This is a genomic window from Cupriavidus sp. YAF13, from assembly GCF_052113425.1.
Lineage (GTDB): Bacteria > Pseudomonadota > Gammaproteobacteria > Burkholderiales > Burkholderiaceae > Cupriavidus.
Genome location: NZ_JBFRDD010000030.1, coordinates 78121 through 102058, shown reverse-complemented (window position 1 = coordinate 102058; position 23938 = coordinate 78121). Strand labels below are relative to the sequence as shown.

Sequence of the window (23938 nt, the reverse complement as noted above, 5' to 3'; positions counted from 1 at the left end):
AAATGGCAAAGGAAAAGTTCTCGCGGACTAAACCGCACGTGAACGTTGGTACGATCGGTCACGTTGACCATGGTAAGACCACCCTGACGGCAGCAATTGCTACGGTGCTGGCAGCCAAGTTTGGCGGTTCGGCCAAGAAGTACGACGAAATCGACGCAGCGCCGGAAGAAAAGGCACGCGGTATTACCATCAACACCGCACACGTCGAGTACGAAACGGCTAACCGCCACTACGCCCACGTTGACTGCCCGGGCCACGCTGACTATGTGAAGAACATGATCACGGGCGCTGCGCAGATGGACGGCGCGATCCTGGTGTGCTCGGCCGCTGACGGCCCCATGCCCCAGACCCGCGAACACATCCTGCTGGCCCGCCAGGTTGGCGTGCCTTACATCATCGTGTTCCTGAACAAGTGCGACATGGTCGACGACGCCGAGCTGCTCGAGCTGGTCGAAATGGAAGTGCGCGAGCTCTTGTCCAAGTACGAGTTCCCCGGCGACGACACCCCGATCATCAAGGGTTCGGCCAAGCTGGCACTGGAAGGCGACAAGGGCGAACTGGGCGAGCAAGCCATCCTGGCCCTGGCCGAGCAGCTGGACAGCTACATCCCGACGCCGGAACGTGCCATCGACGGTACCTTCCTGATGCCGGTGGAAGACGTGTTCTCGATCTCGGGCCGTGGCACGGTTGTGACCGGTCGTATCGAGCGCGGCATCATCAAGGTTGGTGAAGAAATCGAAATCGTTGGTATCAAGCCGACGGTCAAGACCATCTGCACCGGCGTGGAAATGTTCCGCAAGCTGCTGGACCAAGGTCAAGCTGGCGACAACGTGGGTCTGCTGCTGCGCGGCACGAAGCGCGAAGACGTCGAGAAGGACAAGGAAATGGTCATGCCGGGTGACAACGTGTCGATCACGGTCAAGCTGATTGCCCCGATCGCCATGGAAGAAGGCCTGCGTTTCGCCATCCGTGAAGGCGGTCGTACCGTCGGCGCCGGCGTCGTGGCAAAGATCCTCGACTAAGCAAACTTCCTGGAGCAGGCTGGCGGTACAATACCGTCGGCTTGTTCCCATGTTCCAGGGCGCACGCCGCCCATCGCTCTTTTAAGGAAATATCATGCAGAACCAGAAGATCCGTATCCGCCTGAAGGCTTTCGACTATCGCCTGATCGACCAGTCGGCAGCCGAAATCGTGGATACCGCCAAGCGCACCGGCGCGATCGTCAAGGGCCCGGTGCCCCTGCCGACCCGTATCCAGCGCTTCGACATCCTGCGTTCGCCGCACGTCAACAAGACGAGCCGTGATCAGTTCGAGATCCGTACTCACCAGCGCCTGATGGACATCGTCGATCCTACCGACAAGACCGTTGACGCACTGATGAAGCTCGACCTGCCGGCCGGCGTCGACGTCGAAATCAAGGTGTAAGGTATTCAGCACAAGACCGCGCCAAGCGGTTTTGCGCAAACAAAAACGGCGAACTTCGGTTCGCCGTTTTTGTTTTTGCGTTCCCACCCGAACGAATGCGGCCTAAGCGGGCCCGCGCCGGCGCAGTGTTTGCCCCGGCGGTTCGCCGAAACTCTTGCGGTATTCCACGCTAAAGCGTCCCAGATGGCTGAAGCCCCAGCGCAGGGCCGCAGCCGTGACCGAGTCGATCGCCGGGTCGTTCAGCAGGTCATGGCGAACACGTTCCAGCCGCACCGCGCGCAGGTAGGCCATCGGGCTGATGCCGCGATGCTCCCGAAAGCCTGCATAGAGTCCACGCAGGCTCACACCGGCGATTTCCGCCAGCAGGGCGGGGGTCAGCGGCGCCTGCGCGTGGGCATGGATGTACTCCTCGACCTGCTTCACGTGGCGCGGCGCCAGCGGTTTGCCCCGTGCCCGCATCGCTTCGGCCAGGCTGTGAGGCTGCACAGTCAACAACGTCCCGATCACCAGCTGCTCCAGCTGGCAGGCAGTTAGCGGATGCCGCGCCGCGTCCGGCGCCAGCGCCAGCAGGTCCGCCACGTAGTGCATCAGCTGATACCAGGCCGCCAGGCGGCGCCAGCCCATCCCAAGCTCAAAGCGCAGCGGCGCCTGTGACCGATGGCCGAGGTGCGCTGCACATACCCGCTCCAGCGCACCGCGCTCCACGCGCACGATCAACTGGTCGCTATCGTGGCTCCAGCGCATCCGCACGGGGTCGCTCGGCGTGAGCACCGAGGCCAAGTCGCGGTCGGAGAGGATCTGCTGCTGGCCGCAATGGATCTGGGCATGGCCCGCCAGCGGCATCTGCACCAGCAGGAAATCATCGAGCGGCCCCGGCTCGATCTGGACCTCCGCGCCGTAAGCCAGCCGGTTGAAGGACACGGCGCCAAGCGGCGCATGATGCATGCGGGCAGCCAGCGTCGTGCCGCCGATGGTGAGCTTGTGCGGCTTGAAAACCGTACCCACCGCTGCGCGCGTCTTGGCTTGGTCGGTCGAGGCGAAGACCAGCCGGGTGGGGTCGGATAGCAGGGCGCCTGCCAGCGGCTCGGTGGCCGTGGCCGCGGGGGGCTGCGGCATTGTCTCGCTCCTCGGCGTCATTGGCGCGCCGCTTAGTACGTTGGGGCCGGCCAGCCTGCGGGCGGATTCCTTCACACCACTATAGTGGATCGCTTCCCGGCGCCCCTTGTGTGCGCCGGCATTTTCCTGCACTAATCGGATAGCCGCTGCAGCACGCGGCTAGTTTGCTGCGGTGCGGATCGCCCATGATGGAATCCAGCACGGCAGCCCCAATCCCCAAAACAAAGGAGCGCAGCCCATGGGCCAGACTATCCAGATCCACGCCGCCGACGGCGCATTCAACGCCTACCTGGCCACGCCCGCATCGGGCAAGGGACCCGGCATCGTGTTGTGCCAGGAAATCTTCGGCGTCAATGCCACCATGCGCGCCGTGGCGGACTACTACGCCGAGGAAGGCTACACGGTGCTGGTGCCGGACCTGTTCTGGCGTATCGCCCCCGGCATCGAACTGGGCGATCGCGGCGAGGACTTCCAGCGCGCCTTGGGCTTGTATCAGCGCTTCGATGAGGCCCTCGGCGTCAAGGACGTTGGTGCGGCGCTGGACGCGCTACGCGCCCGGCCTGAATGCGTGGGCCAGACCGGGGTGCTAGGTTTTTGCCTGGGTGGGAAGCTCGCCTATCTGGCTGCCTGCCGCCTGGACGGCGTGGCCTGTGCCGTAGCGTATTACGGCGTTGGCATCGAGCGCGCGCTGGATGAGGCGGCCAATATCCAGGGGCGGCTGGTGCTGCATGTGGCCGAGCGCGATGGCTTCTGCCCACCCGAGGCGCAGGCGCAGATCCGCGCAGCCCTGGGCGGCAAGGACGGCATTGAGTTGTACGTCTATCCGGGCGTGGACCACGCGTTCGCGCGCACCGGCGGCGAGCATTTCGACCATCCATCGGCGCTGATGGCGCATCAGCGCTCGATAGCCGCGCTGCGCGCGGAGATGGGCCCGCACTACGATTTCTCGGCGCTCTGGGACAAGCACTGCGAATACGAGTTTGCCACCCGCGATGTCGACGCCACGATGGCGACGATGGTGTCGGAACCCTACGTGAACCATATCCCGACCATGACTGGCGGCGTCGGCCACCGGCAGCTCAAGCGCTTCTACCAGAACCATTTCGTCAACAGCAATCCGCCCGATACCAGCCTGATTCCGCTGTCGCGCACCGTGGGCGCCAGCCAGATCGTCGACGAGATGCTGTTCTGCTTCACGCATACCTGCGAGGTCGATTGGATGCTGCCTGGCGTAGCGCCTACCGGCAAGCGGGTGGAGATCCCCCTCATCGCCATCGTCAAGTTCCGCGGCGATAAGCTCTACCACGAGCATATCTACTGGGACCAGGCGAGCGTGCTGGTGCAGATCGGCATGCTCGATCCGGCCGGCCTGCCCGTGGCCGGTGTGGAGACCGCGCGCAAGCTGCTCGACGAGACGCTGCCCTCCAACACGTTGATGGCGCGCTGGCAGGAGAGCGAAGGCAAGTAACAGCCCGTACGGGCAAGTACCACGTCATCAAAGAAAAGCAAAAGGCCGCACCCGGCATGTGCTGTCGCAAGGCGGCAGCCGGGCAGCGTCCAAGACAACCAGGAGACAGCGTCATGAAAGGACTGCGGGACAAGGTGGCCATCATCAGCGGTGGCGCTACATTGATCGGCGCGGGCGTGGCCAGCGCCTTCGTCGAGGCCGGCACGCGAGTGGCCATTCTCGACATCGATGCCGGCGCCGGCGAGCGCGCGGCTGCCGCGTTGGGCGAGCGGGCGTTGTTTGTCCACACGGACATCACCGACGATGCCCAGGTGGCTGCGGCGGTAGCGCGGGTGAGCCAGCATTTCGGTGGCGTTGACTACCTGGTCAACCTGGCGTGCACCTATCTTGACGACGGTTTCAAATCAGGACGGCGCGACTGGCTCGCGGCGCTGGACGTCAACGTGGTCTCCGGGGTGATGCTGGCGCAGGCTGTGCACCCGGCCATGCGGGCTCGCGGCGGTGGCGCCATTGTCAACTTCACCAGCATCTCCGCCAATGTGGGGCAGACGGGCCGCTGGCTCTATCCGGCGTCAAAGGCCGCCATCCGGCAGCTCACCCGCAGCATGGCGATGGATCTTGCGCCCGATGGTATCCGGGTCAACGCCGTTTCTCCCGGCTGGACCTGGTGCCGGCTGATGGACGAGGTCAGCGGCGGCAACCGTGAGCGCACCGATCGCGTGGCTGCGGACTTCCACCTCCTTGGCCGCGTTGGCGAGCCCGACGAAGTGGCCCAGGTCGTGTTGTTCCTCTGTTCCGACCACGCCAGCTTTGTCACCGGCGCGGACTATGCCGTGGACGGCGGCTACTCGGCAATGGGACCCGAGCAGAACGTGCCCGCCATTCCCAGGCTGGCCGATTGAAGCTGGCATCGAGCATCCCCCCAAAAAATCCGGGGCTTCGATTTTCATCCTGAACATCCAGTAGGAGATTGCCATGAGCCAACGCATTGCCATCGTCGGGGCGGGCCAGTCCGGCCTGCAGATGGCCCTCGGGCTGCAAGCCAAGGGCTATCGGGTCACACTGCTGACCAACCGAACGCCGGACCAGGTCAGGGCGGGCAAGGTCATGTCCAGCCAATGCATGTTCGATCGCGCGTTGCAGGCCGAGCGCGAGCTTGGACTGAACTGGTGGGACGATCTCTGCCCGCCTGTAGAAGGCATTGGCCTGGCGATTCCGCATCCGGAGCAGGCTGGCGCCAGGCTGATCGACTGGGCCGCCCGGCTCGAGCGCCCGGCGCAGGCCGTGGACCAGCGGCTCAAGATGCCAGCCTGGATGGAGGCCTTCGCCGAGCGTGGCGGCGACCTGCGCATCGCCGATGCCGGCATCGATGAGCTCGAAGCGCTGACGCTCGAGCACGATCTGGTCCTGCTCGCCGCCGGCAAAGGCGAAATCGTCAGCCGCTTCGAGCGTGACGCCGCACGCAGTCCGTTTAGCGCACCGCAACGCGCGCTGGCCTTGACCTATGTAAGCGGCATGACGCCGCGCACGCCGTATTCGCGGGTTTGCTTCAACCTGATTCCTGGCATCGGCGAGTACTTTGTCTTCCCCGCGCTCACCTTGAGCGGACCTTGCGAGATCATGGTGTTCGAGGGCATCCCCGGCGGACCCATGGACCGATGGGCCGAGGCGCGTACGCCCGAGCAGCACTTGGCGGAAAGCCTGCGCATCCTCCGCACCTGGCTGCCGTGGGAAGCGCAACGTTGTGAAAACATCACACTGACCGATGAGCAGGGCATCCTCGCGGGCCGGTTCACGCCAACCGTGCGGCATCCGATCATGACGCTGCCGTCCGGCCGGCTGGTGTTCGGCATGGCGGACGCGGTCGTGGTCAACGACCCCATTACCGGACAGGGCTCGAACAACGCCGCCAAATGCTGCAAGGTCTATCTGGAGGCGATCGTCGCGCGTGGCGATCGTGCCTTCGATGCCGCCTGGATGACGCAGACCTTCGCCAATTACTGGCAATACGCAGGCGACGTCGTGAACTGGACCAACTCGCTGCTCACGCCACCTCCGCCGCATATCCTGGCATTGCTGGGCGCGGCCGGGCAGGCGCCGGCGCTGGCCGCACGCATCGCCAACGGCTTCGACAACCCGCCAGACTTCTTCCCCTGGTGGGCCGACCCCACCGCCTGCCATCAGTTGATCGACCGGCATCTGCCGCAGGCAGCCTGAGATGGACGCCGCCTGTGCTGTGCTCGACCCCAAGGCACTGCGTCACGCTTGTGGCCGTTACGCCACCGGCGTGGCGGTCATCGGGGCCTGCGGTGCCGATGACCGCCCGATTGGCCTGACCATCAACTCCTTTGCCTCGCTATCGCTGGCGCCGCCGCTGATTCTGTGGAGCCTCGCCTTGCGTTCGCCGAACGCGGCGCGTTTCACGCCAGGGAACCCCTTCGGCGTGAGTATTCTGCGGGCGGGGCATGGCGAGCTCGCCCGGCGCTTTGCGAAACCCGCTGACGACAAGTTTGCCGGAGTCGCCCATTGGCGATGCCAGCGTGGCGTGCCTTATCTCGATGATGCCCTGGCCACCCTGGCGTGCCGGGTGGAACGCGCCGACGTTGTCGGGGATCACTTGCTGATCGTGGGTCAGGTGGAGGGGTTTGAGGTAGGGGAGGGCGAGCCGCTGGTGTTCTTTGGCGGGGAATTTGTGCAACTGGGGCGATAGAATCACGCGGAAACGCTGCAAAACAACACCGCCCCGTACGCCACCTCATAGTTGTCAATCCACGCTTGCTCTTTCCAAATCTACGCGATATAGTGTAAGGCTACCCGTTTGTCTATGGGTAGTGGGCTGGCCAGATTGGCCGCGCGCAGTCTTCTTCAGCGCAAGCCCCGCACTGCAAACACTGTTTTCGTGTATCAATCAGCCCCGGCCAATCGCAGCTGGGAATGGAGCAAACCATGAGCCTTGGCCTTGTAGGTCGCAAGGTTGGCATGACCCGTATTTTCACGGACGACGGCGATTCAATTCCCGTTACCGTGGTCGAGGTCGGCGACAACCGCGTGACACAAATCAAGACGGACGAGACCGACGGTTATACCTCGGTTCAAGTCACTTTCGGCGCACGCCGCGCTAGCCGCGTCACCAAGCCCCTGGCAGGTCACCTTGCCAAAGCTGGTGTTGAAGCTGGTGAAATCATCCGCGAATTCCGCATCGATGCCGCTAAGGCTGGCGAACTGCAACCCGGCGGCACGCTGTCGGTTGACCTGTTCGAAGTCGGTCAAAAGATCGACGTCCAGGGCGTGACCATCGGTAAGGGCTACGCCGGTACCATCAAGCGTCACCATTTCGCATCGGGTCGTGCCACCCACGGTAACTCGCGTTCGCACAACGTGCCGGGTTCCATCGGTATGGCGCAGGATCCGGGCCGTGTGTTCCCCGGCAAGCGCATGACTGGCCATCTGGGTGACGTCACCCGCACCGTCCAGAACCTGGAAATCGCCAAGATCGACGCAGAGCGCAAGCTGCTGCTGGTCAAGGGCGCCATTCCCGGCTCCAAGGGCGGCAAGGTTATCGTTACCCCGGCCGTCAAGGCCAAAGCCAAAGCTTAAGGAGCGAATCAATGGAACTCAAGCTCCTCCAGGACAATGGCCAGATCGGTGCAGGCGTTGACGCCTCGCCCGAAGTCTTCGGCCGTGACTACAACGAAGCCCTCGTTCACCAGGTCGTCGTCGCTTACCAGGCTAACGCTCGCAGCGGTAACCGTAAGCAGAAGGACCGTGAAGAGGTCAAGCACACGACCAAGAAGCCTTGGCGCCAGAAGGGTACGGGTCGCGCCCGTGCCGGTATGTCTTCCTCGCCGCTGTGGCGCGGGGGCGGCCGCATCTTCCCGAATTCGCCGGAAGAGAACTTCACGCAGAAGGTCAACAAGAAGATGTTCCGTGCCGGCATGCGCTCGATTTACTCGCAGCTCGCACGTGAAGGTCGTATCAACGTGGTGGACGGTTTCACCGTCGATGCGCCCAAGACCAAGCTCTTGGCCGACAAGTTCAAGGCCATGGGCCTGGACTCGGTGCTGATCATCACCGACAGCCTCGACGAAAACCTCTACCTGGCTTCGCGCAATCTGCCGCACGTGGCGGTTGTCGAGCCGCGCCAGGCTGACCCGCTGTCGCTCGTGCACTACAAGAAGGTGCTGGTGACCAAGGCAGCCGTCGCGCAGATCGAGGAGTTGCTGAAATGACGCAAGTAGCCAAGAACGATCATCGTTTGATGCAGGTGCTGCTCGCGCCGGTGGTTTCCGAAAAGGCAACCCTGGTCGCCGACAAGAACGAACAAGTCGTGTTCGAAGTCGCTCGCGATGCCAACAAGGCAGACGTGAAGGCGGCAGTCGAACTGCTGTTCAAGGTCGAGGTGCAGTCCGTTCAGATCCTGAACCAAAAGGGCAAGCAAAAGCGTTTTGGCCGTTTCATGGGGCGTCGCAACCACGTGAAAAAGGCTTACGTTTCGCTCAAGCCGGGTCAGGAAATCAATTTTGAAGCGGAGGCCAAGTAATCATGGCACTCGTCAAGACCAAGCCGACGTCCCCGGGCCGTCGCTCCATGGTAAAGGTTGTTAACCACAACCTGCACAAGGGCGCGCCCCACGCTCCGCTGCTGGAAAAGCAATTCCAGAAGTCGGGCCGTAACAACAACGGTCACATCACCACCCGCCACAAGGGCGGTGGTCATAAGCACCATTACCGTGTGGTCGACTTCAAGCGCAACGACAAGGACGGCATCGCCGCCAAGGTCGAGCGCCTGGAATACGATCCGAACCGCAGCGCCAATATCGCGCTGGTGCTGTTCGCCGACGGCGAGCGCCGCTACATCATTGCCACCAAGGGCATGGTAGTTGGCCAAGCGTTGATGAACGGCTCGGAAGCTGCGATCAAGTCGGGTAACAACCTGCCGATCCGCAACATTCCGGTTGGTACCACCATCCACTGCGTGGAAATGCTGCCGGGCAAGGGCGCTCAGATCGCTCGCGCCGCTGGCGGTTCCGCTGTGCTGCTGGCTCGTGAAGGCATCTACGCTCAGGTTCGCCTGCGCTCCGGTGAAGTGCGTCGCGTTCACATCGAATGCCGCGCCACCATCGGTGAAGTCGGTAACGAAGAGCATAGCCTGCGCGTCATCGGCAAGGCCGGTGCAAATCGTTGGCGCGGTATCCGCCCGACGGTTCGCGGCGTTGTGATGAACCCGGTGGACCACCCGCACGGTGGTGGTGAAGGCAAGACCGCTGCTGGTCGTGACCCCGTTTCGCCGTGGGGTACCCCGGCTAAGGGTTACCGTACCCGCAGCAACAAGCGCACTGCCAGCATGATCGTGCAGCGCCGCCACAAGCGTTAATCGGTAGGTAGGAGCCTAGACATGACACGTTCCGCAAAAAAGGGTCCGTTCTGTGACGCCCACCTGCTGAAAAAGGTGGAAGCGGCCTCAGCCGGCAAGGACAAGAAGCCCATCAAGACTTGGTCGCGTCGCTCGACCATTCTGCCGGACTTCATCGGCCTGACGATCGCCGTACATAACGGCCGTCAACACGTGCCGGTGTATGTTTCGGAAAACATGGTTGGCCACAAGCTCGGTGAATTTGCGCTCACGCGTACGTTCAAGGGCCACGCGGCTGACAAGAAAGCGAAGAGGTAAGGTGCCATCATGGAAGTGAAAGCGATTCATCGCGGTGCCCGCATCTCCGCCCAGAAAACGCGCCTGGTCGCTGACCAGATCCGCGGTCTGCCGATCGAACGCGCGCTCAACGTCCTGACGTTCAGCCCGAAAAAGGCGGCCGTCATCGTGAAGAAGGTGGTCGAATCGGCCATCGCCAACGCCGAGCACAACGAAGGCGCCGACATCGACGAACTGAAGGTCAAGACCATCTTCGTCGACAAGGCAACCTCGCTCAAGCGTTTCACGGCACGAGCAAAGGGCCGCGGCAACCGCATCGAGAAACAAACTTGTCACATCACTGTGACGCTCGGCAACTAAGGAGTCACGATGGGACAGAAGATTCATCCGACTGGCTTCCGTCTGGCCGTCAGCCGTAACTGGGCTTCGCGTTGGTACGCCAACAACACGAAGTTCGCCGGCATGCTGAAGGAAGACATCGAAGTTCGCGAGTTTCTGAAGAAGAAGCTCAAGAACGCTTCGGTTGGCCGCGTCGTGATCGAGCGCCCCGCCCGCAATGCACGTCTCACCATTTATAGCTCGCGTCCGGGCGTGGTGATCGGCAAGAAGGGTGAGGATATCGAACTGCTCAAGGCCGAGCTGCAACGCCGCATGGGTGTGCCCGTGCACGTGAACATCGAGGAAATCCGCAAGCCGGAAACCGATGCGCAGCTGATCGCCGACTCGATCACCCAGCAGCTCGAGCGCCGTATCATGTTCCGCCGCGCAATGAAGCGCGCGATGCAGAACGCGATGCGCCTCGGTGCCCAGGGCATCAAGATCATGAGCGCTGGTCGTCTGAACGGCATCGAAATCGCTCGTACCGAGTGGTATCGCGAAGGTCGTGTGCCCCTGCACACCCTGCGCGCSGACATCGACTACGGCTTCTCCGAAGCAGAAACCACCTACGGCATCATCGGTGTCAAGGTGTGGGTCTACAAGGGTGATCACCTCGGCCGCAACGATGCGCCGGTAGTGGAAGAGCCGCAAGACGATCGTCGTCGTCGCCCGGGTGGTCGTCCTGATGGTCGTCGCCGTGAAGGCGAAGGCGGCCGTCCGGGTGGCAACCGCCGCGGTGGCGCGGGTGCCGGTGCAGGTCGCCGCGCTCCTGGCGCAGATGCGAAGAGTGGAGAATAACGATGCTGCAACCTAAGCGCAGAAAATACCGCAAGGAGCAGAAAGGCCGCAACACGGGTAAGGCTACCCGTGGCAACGCCGTGTCTTTCGGCGAATTCGGCCTGAAGGCGATGGGCCGTGGTCGTCTGACGGCTCGTCAGATCGAGTCGGCACGTCGTGCGATGACCCGTCACATCAAGCGTGGCGGCCGCATCTGGATCCGGATTTTCCCGGACAAGCCGATCTCGAAGAAGCCCGCCGAAGTCCGTATGGGTAACGGTAAGGGTAATCCGGAATACTACGTGGCAGAAATCCAGCCGGGCAAGATGCTGTACGAAATGGATGGCGTGACGGAAGAGCTGGCTCGTGAGGCGTTCCGCCTCGCGGCCGCCAAGCTGCCGATCGCCACCAATTTCGTGGTGCGCCAGGTCGGGACGTAAGGAGAGCAGGGATGAAAGCATCCGAACTTCGCGGCAAAGATGCCGCAGGGCTGAACCAGGAGCTCTCCGAGCTGCTGAAGGCCCAATTTAGCCTGCGCATGCAAAAGGCCACCCAACAGCTGCAGAACACCAGCCAGCTGAAGAAGGTGCGCAAGGACATCGCGCGGGTGCAAACCGTGCTGAACGAAAAGGCGACCTCGAAATGACTGAAACTGCACAAACGGAATCGTCGCTTCGCCGCACGCTGGTCGGTCGGGTAGTTAGCGACAAGATGGACAAGACCGTCACGGTCTTGATCGAAAACCGCGTCAAGCATCCTCTGTACGGCAAGTACGTGCTGCGTTCCAAGAAGTACCACGCACACGACGAAGCCAACCAGTACAAGGAAGGCGACAAGGTCGAGATCCAGGAAACGCGTCCGCTGTCGCGGACCAAGTCCTGGGTGGTTTCCCGTCTGGTCGAAGCTGCGCGCGTCATCTAAAAAACCACACGGTTTTCGGTTGACTTGCGAGTCCAGGGTTATGTGCTATAATCCTGGACTTCCGCTTTGTTGCATTCGCCTTAGTTGTATCACCCCGGCGAATCGGTGAAGCGAACCTAGCCGAGCGGCTCCTGATTAACCATGTTCAGGCCGCCTGGTAACTACCGACTTCAAAGTTGATCAACCCAAACGGTTGCTGGCGCAAAGCCAGGGGCTGACGGGACCAAGACTGACCGGCGGGCGTTGCCCGGTGGATTAAGTTGGGAAGATAACACCATGATTCAGACAGAAAGCCGGCTCGAAGTAGCCGATAACACTGGTGCGCGCGAAGTTCTGTGCATCAAAGTGCTGGGTGGGTCCAAGCGCCGCTATGCGAGCGTGGGCGACATCATCAAGGTGACCGTTAAGGACGCAGCGCCGCGCGGTCGCGTGAAAAAGGGCGATATTTACAACGCCGTCGTCGTGCGCACCGCCAAGGGCGTGCGTCGCGCTGATGGTTCGCTCGTCAAGTTCGACAGCAATGCCGCTGTCTTGCTGAACACCAAGCTCGAGCCGATCGGCACCCGTATTTTCGGGCCGGTGACTCGTGAACTCCGTACCGAGCGCTTCATGAAGATCGTGTCGCTCGCGCCGGAAGTGCTGTAAGGAGCCGCCATGAACAAGATTCGTAAAGGCGACGAAGTCATCGTCCTGACCGGAAAAGACAAGGGCAAGCGCGGCACCGTGCAAGCCATGCTCGGCGAGAAGGTTGTGGTGGAAGGCGTCAACGTTGCTAAGAAGCACGCACGCCCGAACCCGATGCTGGGCACCACCGGTGGTGTGGTCGACAAGGTCATGCCGCTGCATATTTCTAACGTTGCGCTCGTGGATGCCAATGGCAAGCCGTCGCGCGTCGGTATCAAGGTGGAAGACGGCAAGCGTGTACGCGTGCTGAAGACCACCGGTGCCGTCGTGGCAGCTTGATTCTGGGCACAGATAGGAGTTGAGCATGACTGCACGTCTGCAAGAGTTTTACAAAGAACAAGTAGTACCGAAGCTGATCGAACAGTTCGGCTTCAAGTCGGTCATGGAAGTGCCGCGCATCACCAAGATCACCCTGAACATGGGCCTTGGCGAAGCCATCAATGACAAGAAAGTCATTGAGCTGGCCGTGGGCGACCTGACCAAGATCGCCGGCCAAAAGCCGGTGGTGACCAAGGCCAAGAAGGCAATCGCCGGCTTCAAGATCCGCCAGGGCTATCCCATCGGCGCGATGGTGACGCTGCGCGGCGAACGCATGTTCGAATTCCTGGATCGTCTCGTGACCGTGGCCCTGCCGCGCGTGCGTGACTTCCGTGGTGTTTCGGGCCGCTCGTTCGATGGTCGTGGCAACTACAACATCGGTGTGAAAGAGCAGATCATTTTCCCCGAAATTGAGTACGACAAGATCGAYGCMCTGCGTGGTCTGAACATCAGCATCACGACGACGGCSAAGAMYGACGAGGAAGCCAAGGCACTCCTCGCAGCATTCAAGTTCCCGTTCCGTAATTAAGGGGTAACCGTGGCTAAATTGGCTCTGATTGAACGTGAGAAGAAGCGCGCTAGGCTCGTGGCAAAGTATGCCGACAAGCGTGCAACCCTCAAGGCCATTATCGACGACCAAGAGAAGTCGGAAGAAGAGCGTTATAGCGCGCGTCTCGAGCTGCAGCAGCTCCCGCGCAACGCGAACCCGACTCGCCAGCGTAACCGCTGCGCGATCACCGGTCGTCCCCGCGGTACCTTCCGCAAGTTTGGCCTGGCGCGTAATAAGATCCGTGAAATCGCCTTCCGTGGCGAAATCCCGGGTCTGACGAAAGCCAGCTGGTAATTACGCACAGGCTACAGGAGAAACAGTATGAGCATGAGCGATCCTATCGCCGATATGCTGACGCGCATCCGCAACGCCCAAGGCGTGCAGAAAGTGTCGGTTGTCATGCCGTCGTCGAAGCTGAAAGTGGCAATCGCCAAGGTCCTTAAGGACGAAGGCTACATCGACGACTACGCCGTGAAAGAAGAAGGCGGCAAGGCACAACTGAGCATCGGTCTGAAGTACTACGCTGGCCGTCCGGTCATCGAGCGCATTGAACGCGTCTCGAAGCCTGGTCTGCGCGTGTACAAGGGCCGCAGCGACATCCCCCAAGTGATGAACGGCCTCGGCGTCGCAATCATCTCGACCCCCCAGGGTCTGATGACCGATCGCAAGGCACGTGCCACTGGCGTGGGCGGCGAAGTTCTTTGCTACGTCGCGTAAGGAGTAGACCATGTCCCGTGTAGGTAAGGCTCCCATCGCGCTGCCCAAAGGCGCAGAAGTCAATGTGGCGGCTGGCGTGCTCTCCGTTAAGGGCCCGCTCGGCACGCTGACGCAGCCGATTCACAGCCTGGTCAAGGTCAATGTCGAAAACGACACGCTGACCTTTGCTCCGGTCGATGAATCGCGCGAAGCAAACGCACTGCAGGGCACCATGCGCGCCCTGGTGGCCAATATGGTCAAGGGTGTAACCGCCGGTTTCGAGCGCAAGCTTAACCTGGTCGGCGTGGGCTACCGTGCCCAGCTGCAAGGTACTGCGCTGAAGCTCCAGCTTGGTTTCTCGCACGACGTGATCCATGCGATGCCGGAAGGCGTGACGGCGGCAACGCCCACGCAGACCGAGATCATCATCAAGGGTGCGGACAAGCAGAAAGTCGGTCAGGTGGCTGCGGAAGTCCGCGCGTACCGTCCGCCTGAGCCCTATAAGGGCAAGGGCGTTCGCTACTCGGACGAGCGCGTCATCCTGAAGGAAACCAAGAAGAAGTAAGGGGTGCAATCATGAACAAGAAAGACGCTCGTTTGCGCCGTGCACGTCAGACCCGCGCCAAAATCGCGGAGTTGAAGATCAATCGTCTGACCGTGTTCCGTACGAATTCGCATATTTACGCCCAGGTCTACTCGCCGTGCGGCACGCAAGTGCTGGCATCGGCTTCGACCGCCGAGGCAGAAGTGCGCAAGGAACTGACTGGCAGCGGTGCTACCGCAGCCGCCGCGACCCTGATTGGCAAGCGCATCGCCGAAAAGGCGAAGGCAGCTGGCGTGGAAACCGTTGCGTTCGATCGCGGCGGCTTCCGCTTCCATGGTCGCGTGAAGGCACTGGCTGACGCAGCACGCGAAGCCGGCCTTAAGTTCTAAGCGCACACAGAGAGATACGTCATGGCAAAAATGCAAGCAAAAGTCCAGCAGGACGAACGCGACGACGGCCTCCGCGAGAAGATGATCTCGGTCAACCGTGTCACCAAGGTGGTGAAGGGTGGCCGGATTCTCGGTTTCGCTGCGCTGACCGTGGTTGGTGACGGCGATGGCCGCATCGGCATGGGCAAGGGCAAGGCTAAGGAAGTGCCGGTTGCAGTTCAGAAGGCAATGGACGAAGCCCGTCGCAAGATGGTCAAGGTCTCGCTGAAGAACGGCACGCTGCAACACGAAGTCGTTGGCAAGCACGGCGCCGCCAAGGTGCTGATGATGCCCGCCAAGGAAGGTACCGGCGTGATCGCTGGTGGCCCGATGCGCGCGATTTTCGAAGTGATGGGCGTGACCAACGTCGTGACCAAGTCGCACGGCTCGACCAATCCGTACAACATGGTTCGCGCCACGCTGGACGGTCTTCAAAAGATGAGCACGCCGGGCGAGATCGCCGCAAAGCGTGGCAAGTCTGTTGAAGACATCCTCGGTTAAGGAGTCGGACGAAATGTCGCAACAAACCGTAAAAGTGCAACTCGTGCGCAGCCTGATCGGCACGCGTGAGGATCATCGCGCCACCGTCCGTGGCCTGGGCCTGCGCCGCATCAATTCGGTGTCGGAGCTGCAGGACACGCCCGCCGTGCGCGGCATGATCAACAAGGTCTCGTACCTGGTCAAGGTTCTGGCCTGAGTCCCGGGACACGGAGAGCAAGATGCAACTCAACAACCTGAAACCGGCCGACGGTTCGAAGCACGCTAAGCGTCGCGTCGGCCGCGGTATCGGCTCCGGCCTGGGCAAGACTGCCGGTCGTGGTCACAAGGGTCAGAAGTCGCGTTCGGGCGGCTTCCACAAGGTCGGCTTCGAAGGCGGTCAAATGCCGCTGTATCGTCGCCTGCCGAAGCGTGGCTTCACGTCGCTAACGAAGGCCTTCAACGCCGAAGTGACCCTGCGTGATATCGAGCGCCTGGAAGCTACCGAGGTGGACCTGCTGGTTCTGAAGCAGGCTGGCCTGGTGGCTGAGCTGGTCAAGAGCGCCAAGGTCATCAAGGCTGGTGAACTGACCCGCAAGGTTACGATCAAGGGTCTGGGCGCCACCGCTGGCGCCAAGGCTGCGATCGAAGCCGCCGGCGGTCAGATCGCGGCGTAATTTAGCAGCAGATTTCGCAGCATAGGCGAGTCACAGTCGGAGCATCGTTTGGCCACGGCGAAACCCAATGCAAGCACGCAAGCCAAGAACACGGCGAAGTACGGCGACCTGAAGCGCCGGCTGATGTTCCTGGTGCTGGCCCTGATCGTGTACCGCATCGGAGCGCATATTCCGGTGCCGGGAATCGATCCGGAACAGCTTGCGAAGCTTTTCCAGAGTCAGTCAGGTGGCATCCTCGGGATGTTCAACCTGTTCTCGGGCGGTGCACTGTCGCGCTTTACCGTCTTCGCGCTCGGCATCATGCCGTACATCTCGGCGTCGATCATCATGCAATTGCTGACGATCGTGCTGCCGCAGTTGGAGTCGTTGAAGAAGGAAGGGCAGGCGGGTCAACGCAAGATCACGCAGTACACGCGCTACGGCACGGTGGTTCTGGCCACTTTCCAGGCGCTGTCGATTGCAGTCGCGCTGGAATCTCAGCCTGGTCTGGTGATTGATCCGGGGCTGATGTTCCGGGCTACGGCAGTGATCACGCTGGTGACCGGTACGATGTTCCTGATGTGGCTGGGTGAGCAGATCACCGAGCGGGGTCTGGGCAACGGTATCTCGATCATCATCTTCGGCGGTATCGCAGCGGGCTTGCCCAACGCGATCGGCGGGCTCTTCGAACTGGTTCGTACTGGTTCCATGAGCATCATTGCTTCGATCCTGATCGTGGCAATCATCGCCGGTGTTACCTTCGCCGTGGTGTTTGTCGAGCGTGGCCAGCGCAAGATCCTGGTGAACTATGCCAAGCGTCAGGTCGGCAACAAGGTGTATGGCGGTCAATCGTCGCACCTGCCGCTGAAGCTGAACATGGCAGGGGTGATTCCGCCGATCTTCGCATCGTCGATCATCTTGTTCCCGGCGACCATCGCGGGCTGGTTCACGTCTGACTCGACGAGCGCTGCCGGCCGGTTCATCAAGGACCTGGCTGCGACGCTTTCGCCGGGACAGCCGGTCTACATCCTGCTGTACGCTGCTGCAATTATATTTTTCTGCTTCTTCTATACGGCTCTTGTGTACAACAGCCGGGAAGTCGCGGACAACCTGAAGAAAAGCGGTGCCTTCATTCCGGGCATTCGTCCGGGCGAGCAGACGACGCGCTACATCGACAAGATTCTTGTCCGTCTGACGCTGGCTGGTGCGATCTACATCACACTGGTCTGCCTGTTGCCGGAATTCCTGGTACTGCGCTGGAACGTTCCGTTCTATTTTGGCGGAACCTCGTTGCTGATCATCGTGGTCGTCACGATGGACTTCATGGCCCAGGTCCAGTCCTATGTCATGTCGCAGCAATATGAGTCCCTGCTGAAGAAAGCGAATTTCAAGGGTAATCTGACCTTGCGCTGAAGCCGGGTCGGTACAGGCTAGGTATGGCAAAAGACGACGTCATCGAGATGCAGGGGGAGGTCCTGGAAAACCTCCCCAACGCGACGTTCCGCGTCAAACTGGAAAACGGCCATGTGGTGCTGGGCCATATCTCCGGCAAGATGCGAATGAACTACATCCGGATTCTTCCGGGTGATCGGGTGACGGTTGAACTGACCCCATATGATCTGTCACGCGCGCGCATCGTCTTTCGGACGAAGTGAAGCGAACAGGAATTGAAGGAAGAGGAAAATCATGAAAGTGCTGGCTTCTGTTAAGCGCATTTGCCGCAACTGCAAAGTTATCAAGCGCAACGGTGTCGTGCGCGTGATCTGCTCGTCGGATCCCCGCCACAAGCAACGCCAAGGCTAATCGGAAAGAGGATTGACGAATGGCACGTATCGCAGGGGTTAACATCCCGAACCATAAGCATACCGAGATTGGCCTGACGGCTATTTACGGTATCGGCCGCTCGCGCGCCCGCAAGATTTGCGTGGCCACCGGCGTTCCCTTTGACAAGAAGGTCAAGGACCTGACCGACGGCGACCTGGAAAAGCTTCGTGACGAAGTAGCCAAGGCCACGGTTGAGGGTGACCTGCGTCGTGAAACCACGATGAACATCAAGCGTCTCATGGACCTTGGTTGCTATCGTGGCGTCCGTCACCGCAGGGGTCTCCCGATGCGCGGTCAGCGCACCCGCACCAACGCCCGTACCCGCAAGGGTCCGCGTAAGGCCGGCGTGGCTCTGAAGAAGTAAAGCCGAAGGCAGAGGAAGAAACTAATGGCAAAAGGTCCGAATAACGCCGCCCAGCGCGCGCGTAAGAAGGTCAAGAAGAACGTTGCCGACGGCATTGCGCACGTCCACGCTTCGTTCAACAACACCATCATCACGATCACCGACCGTCAGGGCAACGCCCTGGCATGGGCAACCTCGGGTGGCCAGGGCTTCAAGGGTTCGCGTAAGTCGACGCCCTTCGCAGCTCAGGTTGCTGCAGAGAACGCCGGCCGCGTGGCGCAAGACCAGGGTATCAAGAACCTGGACGTGCGCATCAAGGGCCCCGGCCCTGGCCGTGAATCGGCTGTGCGCGCGTTGAACGCGCTCGGCATCAAGATCTCGATTATCGAAGACGTGACGCCAGTGCCGCACAACGGCTGCCGTCCGCCCAAGCGTCGTCGGATCTAAGCGCCGGTGTGATACCCGGGCCGCGGGTGAGGTCTTCCTCGCCCTCTGCCCGGTGTGGTAACATCGCACGTTGACCTGCTGCATATGCTATGCAGCAGGTTTTCGTTTTGCGATTTTGTGTCTGGCGCTTGGCCTGCTGGTCTGTCGCCTGGTGCAAGTAGTCAGTCAAATGCTTTTGCGCGTGCCCTTATGGGAATGCGCTGGATAAGCCCACCGTCTGCCACTCACGCGTCCCTCGAACGGACGGAGAAGGCGGACTCGCGGCGCGTCAATCAAGGCGCCGCGATCGATCAGGAAGGAAGATAAAGTGGCACGTTATATCGGCCCGAAGGCCAAACTCTCCCGCCGTGAAGGTACCGACCTGTTCCTGAAGAGCGCACGCCGCTCGCTTGCAGACAAGTGCAAGCTGGACAGCAAGCCGGGCCAGCACGGCCGCACCTCGGGTSMRCGCACYTCCGACTACGGCMWCCAACTGCGCGAAAAGCAGAAGGTCAAGCGTATCTATGGCGTGCTCGAGCGCCAGTTCCGCCGCTACTTCGCTGAAGCCGACCGCCGCAAGGGCAACACCGGCGAGAAGCTGCTGCAACTGCTGGAATCGCGCCTGGACAACGTCGTGTACCGCATGGGCTTTGGCTCGACCCGCGCTGAAGCGCGCCAGCTGGTGTCGCACAAGGCGATCCTGCTGAACGGTCAAGCCCTGAACGTGCCGTCGGCGCAAGTCAAGGCTGGTGACGTCATCACCATCCGCGAGCAGTCGAAGAAGCAAGTCCGTATCGCCGAAGCGCTGTCGCTGGCTGAGCAATCGGGTTTCCCGGCATGGGTTGCCGTGGACGCGAAGAAGTTCGAAGGCACCTTCAAGCAAGTGCCGGATCGCGCCGATATCTCGGGTGACATCAACGAAAGCCTGATCGTCGAATTGTATTCGCGTTAATCACTCGAATTCTGACCGACACCATCGAACGGCCAGAGGCTTGCGTTTCCCGCCAAGCTTCACATTCAGCCCGACGCGCTGCCGCGCGTCGGGCTTATTGCCCATCGTGCGATGGGATTTTCAGGTTCCAAACGTCAGCCTTATCGGTGTAACGAGCCGAGGGTATTGAAAAGGACAACCTAATGCAAACAGCACTACTCAAGCCTAAAATTATTGCCGTGGAGCCGCTCGGCGACCATCACGCGAAGGTCGTGATGGAGCCGTTCGAGCGTGGCTATGGCCATACGCTCGGTAACGCCCTGCGTCGCGTGCTGCTGTCGTCGATGGTCGGTTATGCCCCGACCGAAGTCACGATCGCTGGGGTGGTCCATGAGTACTCCACCATCGATGGCGTGCAGGAAGACGTAGTCAACCTGCTGCTGAATCTGAAGGGTGTGGTCTTCAAACTGCACAACCGCGACGAAGTCACGGTCTCGCTGCGCAAGGAAGGCGAAGGCGTTGTGACGGCCGCGGATATCGAGCTGCCCCACGATGTCGAGATCATCAACCCCGGCCACGTGATCGCTCACCTGTCGGCCGGTGGCAAGCTCGATATGCAGATCAAGGTCGAACAAGGCCGTGGTTATGTGCCGGGCAACGTGCGTAAGTTCGGCGACGAAGCAGGCAAGGTCATTGGCCGCATCGTGCTGGACGCTTCGTTCTCGCCGGTGCGCCGCGTTTCGTACGCAGTCGAATCGGCTCGTGTGGAACAGCGTACCGACCTCGACAAGCTGGTGATGAACATCGAAACCGACGGCGTGATTTCGCCCGAAGAAGCGATTCGTCAATCGGCGCGCATCCTGGTCGACCAGCTGTCGGTGTTCGCCGCGCTGGAAGGCACCGAGTCGTCGGCGGAAGCCGCTTCGAGCCGTACGCCGCAGATCGATCCGATCCTGCTGCGTCCGGTCGACGACCTGGAGCTGACCGTGCGTTCGGCCAACTGCCTGAAGGCCGAAAACATTTACTACATCGGCGACCTGATCCAGCGCACCGAGAATGAGCTGCTCAAGACCCCGAACCTGGGTCGCAAGTCGCTCAACGAAATCAAGGAAGTGCTGGCTTCGCGCGGCCTGACCCTCGGCATGAAGCTCGAGAACTGGCCGCCCGCAGGGCTGGAGAAGTAATAGCCGGGCGCGGTGGCGGGCTTGTCCAGCCGCCGCGCCAGGTCATCGCGGCGACCGGCATGTGCCGGCTGCCTTAATAGACTACCGGCCCGCGCCGAACCGGAGATTGCTCCGGCCAAGCGATAGAAGAGCTGGTCAAACATTGCAATAAAGGAATCATCATGCGTCACCGTCATGGTTTGCGGAAACTGAACCGCACCTCGTCGCACCGCCTCGCGATGCTGCGCAACATGTCCAACTCGCTGTTCCAGCACGAGCTGATCAAGACCACCCTGCCCAAGGCCAAGGAACTGCGCAAGGTTGTCGAGCCCCTGATCACGCTGGCCAAGAAGGACACCGTTGCCAACCGCCGCCTGGCTTTCGCCCGTCTGCGCGACCGCGACATGGTCACCAAGCTGTTCAACGAACTCGGCCCGCGTTACAACGCGCGTCCGGGTGGCTACACCCGTATCCTGAAGTTCGGTTTCCGTCAGGGCGACAATGCGCCGATGGCGCTGGTCGAACTGGTTGACCGCCCGGAAATCACCGAAGCGCCGGCTGAAGAAGCAGGCGAATAAGGTTGATCCCGTCCCGGCCCGCTTGCGACTTTTGGTCGCGGCGAGCCGCGCGGACACCGCTTACAATCGAGCCAGGCTATATGCCTGGCTCTTTTGTTTTCCGGGGCCGCTACGCCGGAGTCTGGCCGCCGGGCAGCCTGTGGCCTGGGAGGACGATCTGATGAGCGAAGCAATATTGGTGATGACATCGCTGCCGGACGCCGAGTCCGCAGGGCGTGTTGCTAGGGCCGTGCTGGAGTCGAGGTTGGCGGCATGCGTGAACCGGCTGGCGCCGTGCGAGTCCGAGTATTGGTGGCAAGGTGAGATCGAAAGCGCACGCGAGTGGCCGCTGATGATCAAGACCACCCAGGAGCGTTACGCCGCGCTGGAAGCCGCGATTCGGCTCGCGCACCCCTACGAGGTGCCTGAGATCGTCGCGATGCCGCTGGTTGCGGGATTCGCGCCTTATCTGGCCTGGGTGGCGCACGAAACCCGAACGGCCACAGACGAAGGCGACAGTGCGTAAGGATGGCGGCCGCTGCGCCGACTTACACTGATGCTGGCAATACAGCACTGCGCCCCGGGGACCGGCGCTATGATGCGAGCGCAATGCGGATACGACGAATGACATTTCAAAGGCAGGGCATGAGTTTCGGTGCGGGCGCGAGCGCCTCGGACGGTTGGGGGGCTGGGCAAGCCGTGCGGCATAGTGCCGCAGTGCGGCTGCTAATCATGCTGCTGGCCTCACTCTGGCTGTGCCTCGGCGGCATGGCGCATGCCGCCGCCGACGACTTCTTGCCGCCGGAACAGGCCTTCCGGTTTGCTGCCCATCAGGTCGATGCGAAGACGATCGAGGTTCGCTTCGACGTGGCGGATGGCTATTACCTCTACCGCGATCGCTTTGCCTTTGCGGCGCAGCCTGCGTCCGTCAAGCTGGGTGCGCCGGTGTTCCCGCCCGGCAAGGTCAAGTTCGACGAGACGTTCGGCAAGGAGATGGAAACCTATCACGGCGGGCTGACCATCCGCGTACCGGTGGAGTCTGCCCCGGCCGACGGCAAATGGTCGCTGGTGGTGACTTCCCAGGGCTGTGCCGACAAAGGCCTGTGCTATCCGCCGCAGGAAAGCGTGTTCAAGGTCGGCGGTGGTGCGCTTGACGGACTGTTCGGCAAGCGGGTACCGGCGGATTCCAGCAGCATCGGCAACAGCCCGGCCGCAGCAAGCGGCGATGCAGCCGGCCTCTCCCCCGCCCTGCCGGCCCCCACAGCCGATGAGAACGACCGCATCGCCGGCGCCCTGGCCAGCCGCAACCTTGGCGTGATCGCCGCGCTGTTCTTCGGCCTGGGCCTGCTGCTGACCTTCACGCCATGCGTGTTGCCGATGGTGCCCATCCTGTCGTCGATCGTGGTGGGCGAGCACGTTACGCGCAAGCGCGCCTTGCTGGTATCGCTGTCCTATGTGCTCGGCATGGCAGTGGTCTACACGGGGATCGGCGTGGCGGCGGGGCTGCTTGGTGAGGGCCTCTCAGCGGCGCTGCAGGCGCCGTGGATGCTGGTTGCCTTTGCGCTGCTGATGGTGGCGCTGTCGCTGTCCATGTTCGGTCTCTATGAGCTGCAGCTGCCGCAGCACTGGCAGACCCGGCTGACGGCATCGTCCAACCGCCGCCAGGGCGGGCAGCTTGCTGGTGCCGCAGCCATGGGCGCGATCTCCGCGCTGATCGTCGGGCCATGCGTGACGGCGCCACTGGCCGGCGCGCTGGCCTATATCGCGCGCACCGGCGATGCCGTGGTCGGCGGCGGCGCGTTGTTTGCCATGGCGCTCGGCATGGGCGTGCCGCTGGTGCTGGTGGGCGTGGGGGCGGGCAACCTGCTGCCGCGCGCCGGACGCTGGATGGAGACGACCAAGCGCTTCTTTGGCTTCCTGCTGCTGGGCGTGGCGCTCTGGATGGTGAGCCCGGTGTTGCCTGCGTGGGCGCTGATGGCGGGCTGGGCTGCGCTGCTGCTGGTCGGCGCGGTCTTCCTCAGCGCCTTCGATTCACTCGGCCCCGATGCGCATGGGCTGGCCAGGGTAGGCAAGGGCCTGGGCCTGCTGGCGGCGCTGGCAGGCGCCATCCTCCTGGTCGGGCTGGCATCCGGCGGCCGGGATCCCCTGCAGCCGCTGGCACACCTGAGCGCCGCGCGCTTGGCGCCGGAGGCGGCGGCCGGCGGCACTTCCGACGTGCGGTTCGAGCGCGTGCGCTCGATTGCGGAGCTCGATGCACGCGTGGCGCAGGCCGCAGCCGCCGGCAAGCCGGTGCTGCTCGATTTTTATGCGGACTGGTGCGTGAGCTGCAAGGAGATGGAGCGCTTCACATTTACCGATGAGCGTGTGCGGGCGCGGCTGTCCGAGGTCGTGATGCTGCAGGCGGATGTCACCCGGAACAACGCCGATGACCGCGCGCTGCTCAAGCGCTTCGGCCTGTTCGGCCCCCCGGGCATCATCCTGTATGGCGCCGACGGGCGCGAGCGGCCGGTCCGCGCGATCGGCTACCAGCCGGCCAAGCGCTTTCTCGACACGTTGTCGCGCGCGCTCGATACCAAGCCCAGTACCTAAGACGTACCTGAAATACCC

General features: G+C 62.0%; 37 protein-coding genes. 36 read left to right on the top strand and 1 reads right to left on the bottom strand.

Annotation, left to right across the window (positions count from 1 at the left end):
• Positions 1 to 2 precede the first annotated feature (2 nt).
• Both tuf and rpsJ read left to right on the top strand, forming a co-directional pair.
• Positions 3 to 1022: an elongation factor Tu gene (gene tuf, locus AB4061_RS23395; protein ID WP_441637931.1), complete on the top strand. Its 1020-nt coding sequence runs from the start codon at positions 3 to 5 to the stop codon at positions 1020 to 1022.
• A gap of 94 nt (positions 1023 to 1116) precedes the next feature.
• Positions 1117 to 1425, top strand: coding sequence for a 30S ribosomal protein S10 (gene rpsJ, locus AB4061_RS23390; RefSeq protein ID WP_006160488.1), 309 nt, complete (start codon positions 1117 to 1119; stop codon positions 1423 to 1425).
• 102 nt (positions 1426 to 1527) lie between these two features.
• On the opposite strand, the gene AB4061_RS23385 is transcribed toward rpsJ, so the two are convergent.
• Complete coding sequence (locus AB4061_RS23385) at positions 1528 to 2541, bottom strand: AraC family transcriptional regulator (RefSeq protein ID WP_441637928.1); 1014 nt, start codon at positions 2539 to 2541, stop codon at positions 1528 to 1530.
• A gap of 238 nt (positions 2542 to 2779) precedes the next feature.
• On the opposite strand from AB4061_RS23385, the gene AB4061_RS23380 reads away from it, so the two are divergent.
• The 34 genes from AB4061_RS23380 (at position 2780) to dsbD (ending at position 23920) form a co-directional block, all read left to right on the top strand.
• The gene (locus AB4061_RS23380) at positions 2780 to 4009 is read left to right on the top strand and encodes a dienelactone hydrolase family protein (protein ID WP_441637926.1); all 1230 of its coding nucleotides are present in this window, start codon (positions 2780 to 2782) and stop codon (positions 4007 to 4009) included.
• A gap of 113 nt (positions 4010 to 4122) precedes the next feature.
• The gene (locus AB4061_RS23375; RefSeq protein ID WP_441637924.1) at positions 4123 to 4911 is read left to right on the top strand and encodes an SDR family oxidoreductase; all 789 of its coding nucleotides are present in this window, start codon (positions 4123 to 4125) and stop codon (positions 4909 to 4911) included.
• Between the two features lie 73 nt (positions 4912 to 4984).
• Complete coding sequence (locus AB4061_RS23370) at positions 4985 to 6226, top strand: styrene monooxygenase/indole monooxygenase family protein (RefSeq protein ID WP_441637922.1); 1242 nt, start codon at positions 4985 to 4987, stop codon at positions 6224 to 6226.
• A gap of 1 nt (position 6227) precedes the next feature.
• Positions 6228 to 6719, top strand: a complete 492-nt coding sequence (locus AB4061_RS23365) for a flavin reductase family protein (protein ID WP_441637920.1) — start codon at positions 6228 to 6230, stop codon at positions 6717 to 6719.
• A gap of 236 nt (positions 6720 to 6955) precedes the next feature.
• A complete protein-coding gene (rplC, locus tag AB4061_RS23360) occupies positions 6956 to 7606 on the top strand; it encodes a 50S ribosomal protein L3 (RefSeq protein WP_035870770.1) in 651 nt (216 codons plus the stop codon).
• Between the two features lie 11 nt (positions 7607 to 7617).
• Complete coding sequence (gene rplD / locus AB4061_RS23355) at positions 7618 to 8238, top strand: 50S ribosomal protein L4 (protein ID WP_006160474.1); 621 nt, start codon at positions 7618 to 7620, stop codon at positions 8236 to 8238.
• Positions 8235 to 8549 carry a 50S ribosomal protein L23 gene (gene rplW / locus AB4061_RS23350; RefSeq protein WP_006160473.1) on the top strand — a complete coding sequence of 105 codons (315 nt, stop codon included), beginning with the start codon at positions 8235 to 8237 and terminating at the stop codon, positions 8547 to 8549. The genes rplD and rplW overlap by 4 nt, the downstream gene beginning before the upstream one ends.
• A gap of 2 nt (positions 8550 to 8551) precedes the next feature.
• On the top strand, positions 8552 to 9382 hold the full coding sequence (gene rplB / locus AB4061_RS23345; RefSeq protein WP_043350353.1) for a 50S ribosomal protein L2: 831 nt from the start codon (positions 8552 to 8554) through the stop codon (positions 9380 to 9382).
• 21 nt (positions 9383 to 9403) lie between these two features.
• The gene (gene rpsS, locus AB4061_RS23340) at positions 9404 to 9679 is read left to right on the top strand and encodes a 30S ribosomal protein S19 (protein WP_006160471.1); all 276 of its coding nucleotides are present in this window, start codon (positions 9404 to 9406) and stop codon (positions 9677 to 9679) included.
• Between the two features lie 9 nt (positions 9680 to 9688).
• Positions 9689 to 10018, top strand: a complete 330-nt coding sequence (rplV, locus tag AB4061_RS23335; protein WP_006160469.1) for a 50S ribosomal protein L22 — start codon at positions 9689 to 9691, stop codon at positions 10016 to 10018.
• 9 nt (positions 10019 to 10027) lie between these two features.
• Complete coding sequence (gene rpsC / locus AB4061_RS23330) at positions 10028 to 10834, top strand: 30S ribosomal protein S3 (RefSeq protein ID WP_006160467.1); 807 nt, start codon at positions 10028 to 10030, stop codon at positions 10832 to 10834.
• A 2-nt stretch (positions 10835 to 10836) separates the two neighbouring features.
• Positions 10837 to 11253, top strand: coding sequence for a 50S ribosomal protein L16 (rplP, locus tag AB4061_RS23325; RefSeq protein ID WP_006160465.1), 417 nt, complete (start codon positions 10837 to 10839; stop codon positions 11251 to 11253).
• An 11-nt stretch (positions 11254 to 11264) separates the two neighbouring features.
• Complete coding sequence (gene rpmC, locus AB4061_RS23320) at positions 11265 to 11459, top strand: 50S ribosomal protein L29 (RefSeq protein ID WP_006160464.1); 195 nt, start codon at positions 11265 to 11267, stop codon at positions 11457 to 11459.
• Positions 11456 to 11734 (top strand): 30S ribosomal protein S17, encoded by a 279-nt coding sequence (gene rpsQ / locus AB4061_RS23315; protein ID WP_006160462.1) that lies wholly within the window; start codon positions 11456 to 11458, stop codon positions 11732 to 11734. Before rpmC ends, rpsQ begins: the two co-directional genes overlap by 4 nt.
• Before the next feature lie 276 nt (positions 11735 to 12010).
• Positions 12011 to 12379 (top strand): 50S ribosomal protein L14, encoded by a 369-nt coding sequence (rplN, locus tag AB4061_RS23310; protein ID WP_017225233.1) that lies wholly within the window; start codon positions 12011 to 12013, stop codon positions 12377 to 12379.
• A gap of 9 nt (positions 12380 to 12388) precedes the next feature.
• On the top strand, positions 12389 to 12697 hold the full coding sequence (gene rplX / locus AB4061_RS23305) for a 50S ribosomal protein L24 (RefSeq protein WP_043350346.1): 309 nt from the start codon (positions 12389 to 12391) through the stop codon (positions 12695 to 12697).
• Between the two features lie 25 nt (positions 12698 to 12722).
• On the top strand, positions 12723 to 13265 hold the full coding sequence (gene rplE, locus AB4061_RS23300; RefSeq protein ID WP_441637914.1) for a 50S ribosomal protein L5: 543 nt from the start codon (positions 12723 to 12725) through the stop codon (positions 13263 to 13265).
• A 9-nt stretch (positions 13266 to 13274) separates the two neighbouring features.
• A complete protein-coding gene (rpsN, locus tag AB4061_RS23295) occupies positions 13275 to 13580 on the top strand; it encodes a 30S ribosomal protein S14 (RefSeq protein WP_006160456.1) in 306 nt (101 codons plus the stop codon).
• Between the two features lie 27 nt (positions 13581 to 13607).
• Complete coding sequence (rpsH, locus tag AB4061_RS23290) at positions 13608 to 14003, top strand: 30S ribosomal protein S8 (RefSeq protein ID WP_006160454.1); 396 nt, start codon at positions 13608 to 13610, stop codon at positions 14001 to 14003.
• Between the two features lie 10 nt (positions 14004 to 14013).
• A complete protein-coding gene (gene rplF / locus AB4061_RS23285; protein WP_043350342.1) occupies positions 14014 to 14547 on the top strand; it encodes a 50S ribosomal protein L6 in 534 nt (177 codons plus the stop codon).
• 11 nt (positions 14548 to 14558) lie between these two features.
• Positions 14559 to 14915, top strand: a complete 357-nt coding sequence (gene rplR / locus AB4061_RS23280; protein WP_043350338.1) for a 50S ribosomal protein L18 — start codon at positions 14559 to 14561, stop codon at positions 14913 to 14915.
• A gap of 21 nt (positions 14916 to 14936) precedes the next feature.
• Positions 14937 to 15455 carry a 30S ribosomal protein S5 gene (gene rpsE, locus AB4061_RS23275; protein WP_006160449.1) on the top strand — a complete coding sequence of 173 codons (519 nt, stop codon included), beginning with the start codon at positions 14937 to 14939 and terminating at the stop codon, positions 15453 to 15455.
• Between the two features lie 13 nt (positions 15456 to 15468).
• Entirely contained in the window at positions 15469 to 15651 is a 183-nt protein-coding gene (gene rpmD, locus AB4061_RS23270; RefSeq protein WP_006160440.1) for a 50S ribosomal protein L30, read from the top strand.
• 22 nt (positions 15652 to 15673) lie between these two features.
• The gene (gene rplO, locus AB4061_RS23265) at positions 15674 to 16108 is read left to right on the top strand and encodes a 50S ribosomal protein L15 (RefSeq protein ID WP_174424944.1); all 435 of its coding nucleotides are present in this window, start codon (positions 15674 to 15676) and stop codon (positions 16106 to 16108) included.
• Positions 16109 to 16156: 48 nt separating this feature from the next.
• Complete coding sequence (gene secY, locus AB4061_RS23260) at positions 16157 to 17500, top strand: preprotein translocase subunit SecY (RefSeq protein WP_006160437.1); 1344 nt, start codon at positions 16157 to 16159, stop codon at positions 17498 to 17500.
• Positions 17501 to 17523: 23 nt separating this feature from the next.
• Positions 17524 to 17742, top strand: a complete 219-nt coding sequence (gene infA, locus AB4061_RS23255) for a translation initiation factor IF-1 (RefSeq protein ID WP_441637910.1) — start codon at positions 17524 to 17526, stop codon at positions 17740 to 17742.
• Positions 17743 to 17773: 31 nt separating this feature from the next.
• A complete protein-coding gene (gene rpmJ / locus AB4061_RS23250; protein ID WP_006160433.1) occupies positions 17774 to 17890 on the top strand; it encodes a 50S ribosomal protein L36 in 117 nt (38 codons plus the stop codon).
• 19 nt (positions 17891 to 17909) lie between these two features.
• Positions 17910 to 18275, top strand: a complete 366-nt coding sequence (gene rpsM / locus AB4061_RS23245) for a 30S ribosomal protein S13 (protein ID WP_006160431.1) — start codon at positions 17910 to 17912, stop codon at positions 18273 to 18275.
• Positions 18276 to 18299: 24 nt separating this feature from the next.
• Entirely contained in the window at positions 18300 to 18701 is a 402-nt protein-coding gene (gene rpsK, locus AB4061_RS23240; protein ID WP_006160430.1) for a 30S ribosomal protein S11, read from the top strand.
• 307 nt (positions 18702 to 19008) lie between these two features.
• Positions 19009 to 19632 (top strand): 30S ribosomal protein S4, encoded by a 624-nt coding sequence (rpsD, locus tag AB4061_RS23235; RefSeq protein ID WP_441637907.1) that lies wholly within the window; start codon positions 19009 to 19011, stop codon positions 19630 to 19632.
• Positions 19633 to 19814: 182 nt separating this feature from the next.
• Positions 19815 to 20795, top strand: coding sequence for a DNA-directed RNA polymerase subunit alpha (locus tag AB4061_RS23230; protein ID WP_006160428.1), 981 nt, complete (start codon positions 19815 to 19817; stop codon positions 20793 to 20795).
• A 161-nt stretch (positions 20796 to 20956) separates the two neighbouring features.
• Positions 20957 to 21352, top strand: coding sequence for a 50S ribosomal protein L17 (rplQ, locus tag AB4061_RS23225; RefSeq protein ID WP_006160427.1), 396 nt, complete (start codon positions 20957 to 20959; stop codon positions 21350 to 21352).
• A 160-nt stretch (positions 21353 to 21512) separates the two neighbouring features.
• Positions 21513 to 21857: a divalent-cation tolerance protein CutA gene (cutA, locus tag AB4061_RS23220; protein WP_441637904.1), complete on the top strand. Its 345-nt coding sequence runs from the start codon at positions 21513 to 21515 to the stop codon at positions 21855 to 21857.
• 206 nt (positions 21858 to 22063) lie between these two features.
• Entirely contained in the window at positions 22064 to 23920 is a 1857-nt protein-coding gene (gene dsbD / locus AB4061_RS23215; protein ID WP_441637941.1) for a protein-disulfide reductase DsbD, read from the top strand.
• The last annotated feature ends 18 nt before the right edge of the window (positions 23921 to 23938 follow it).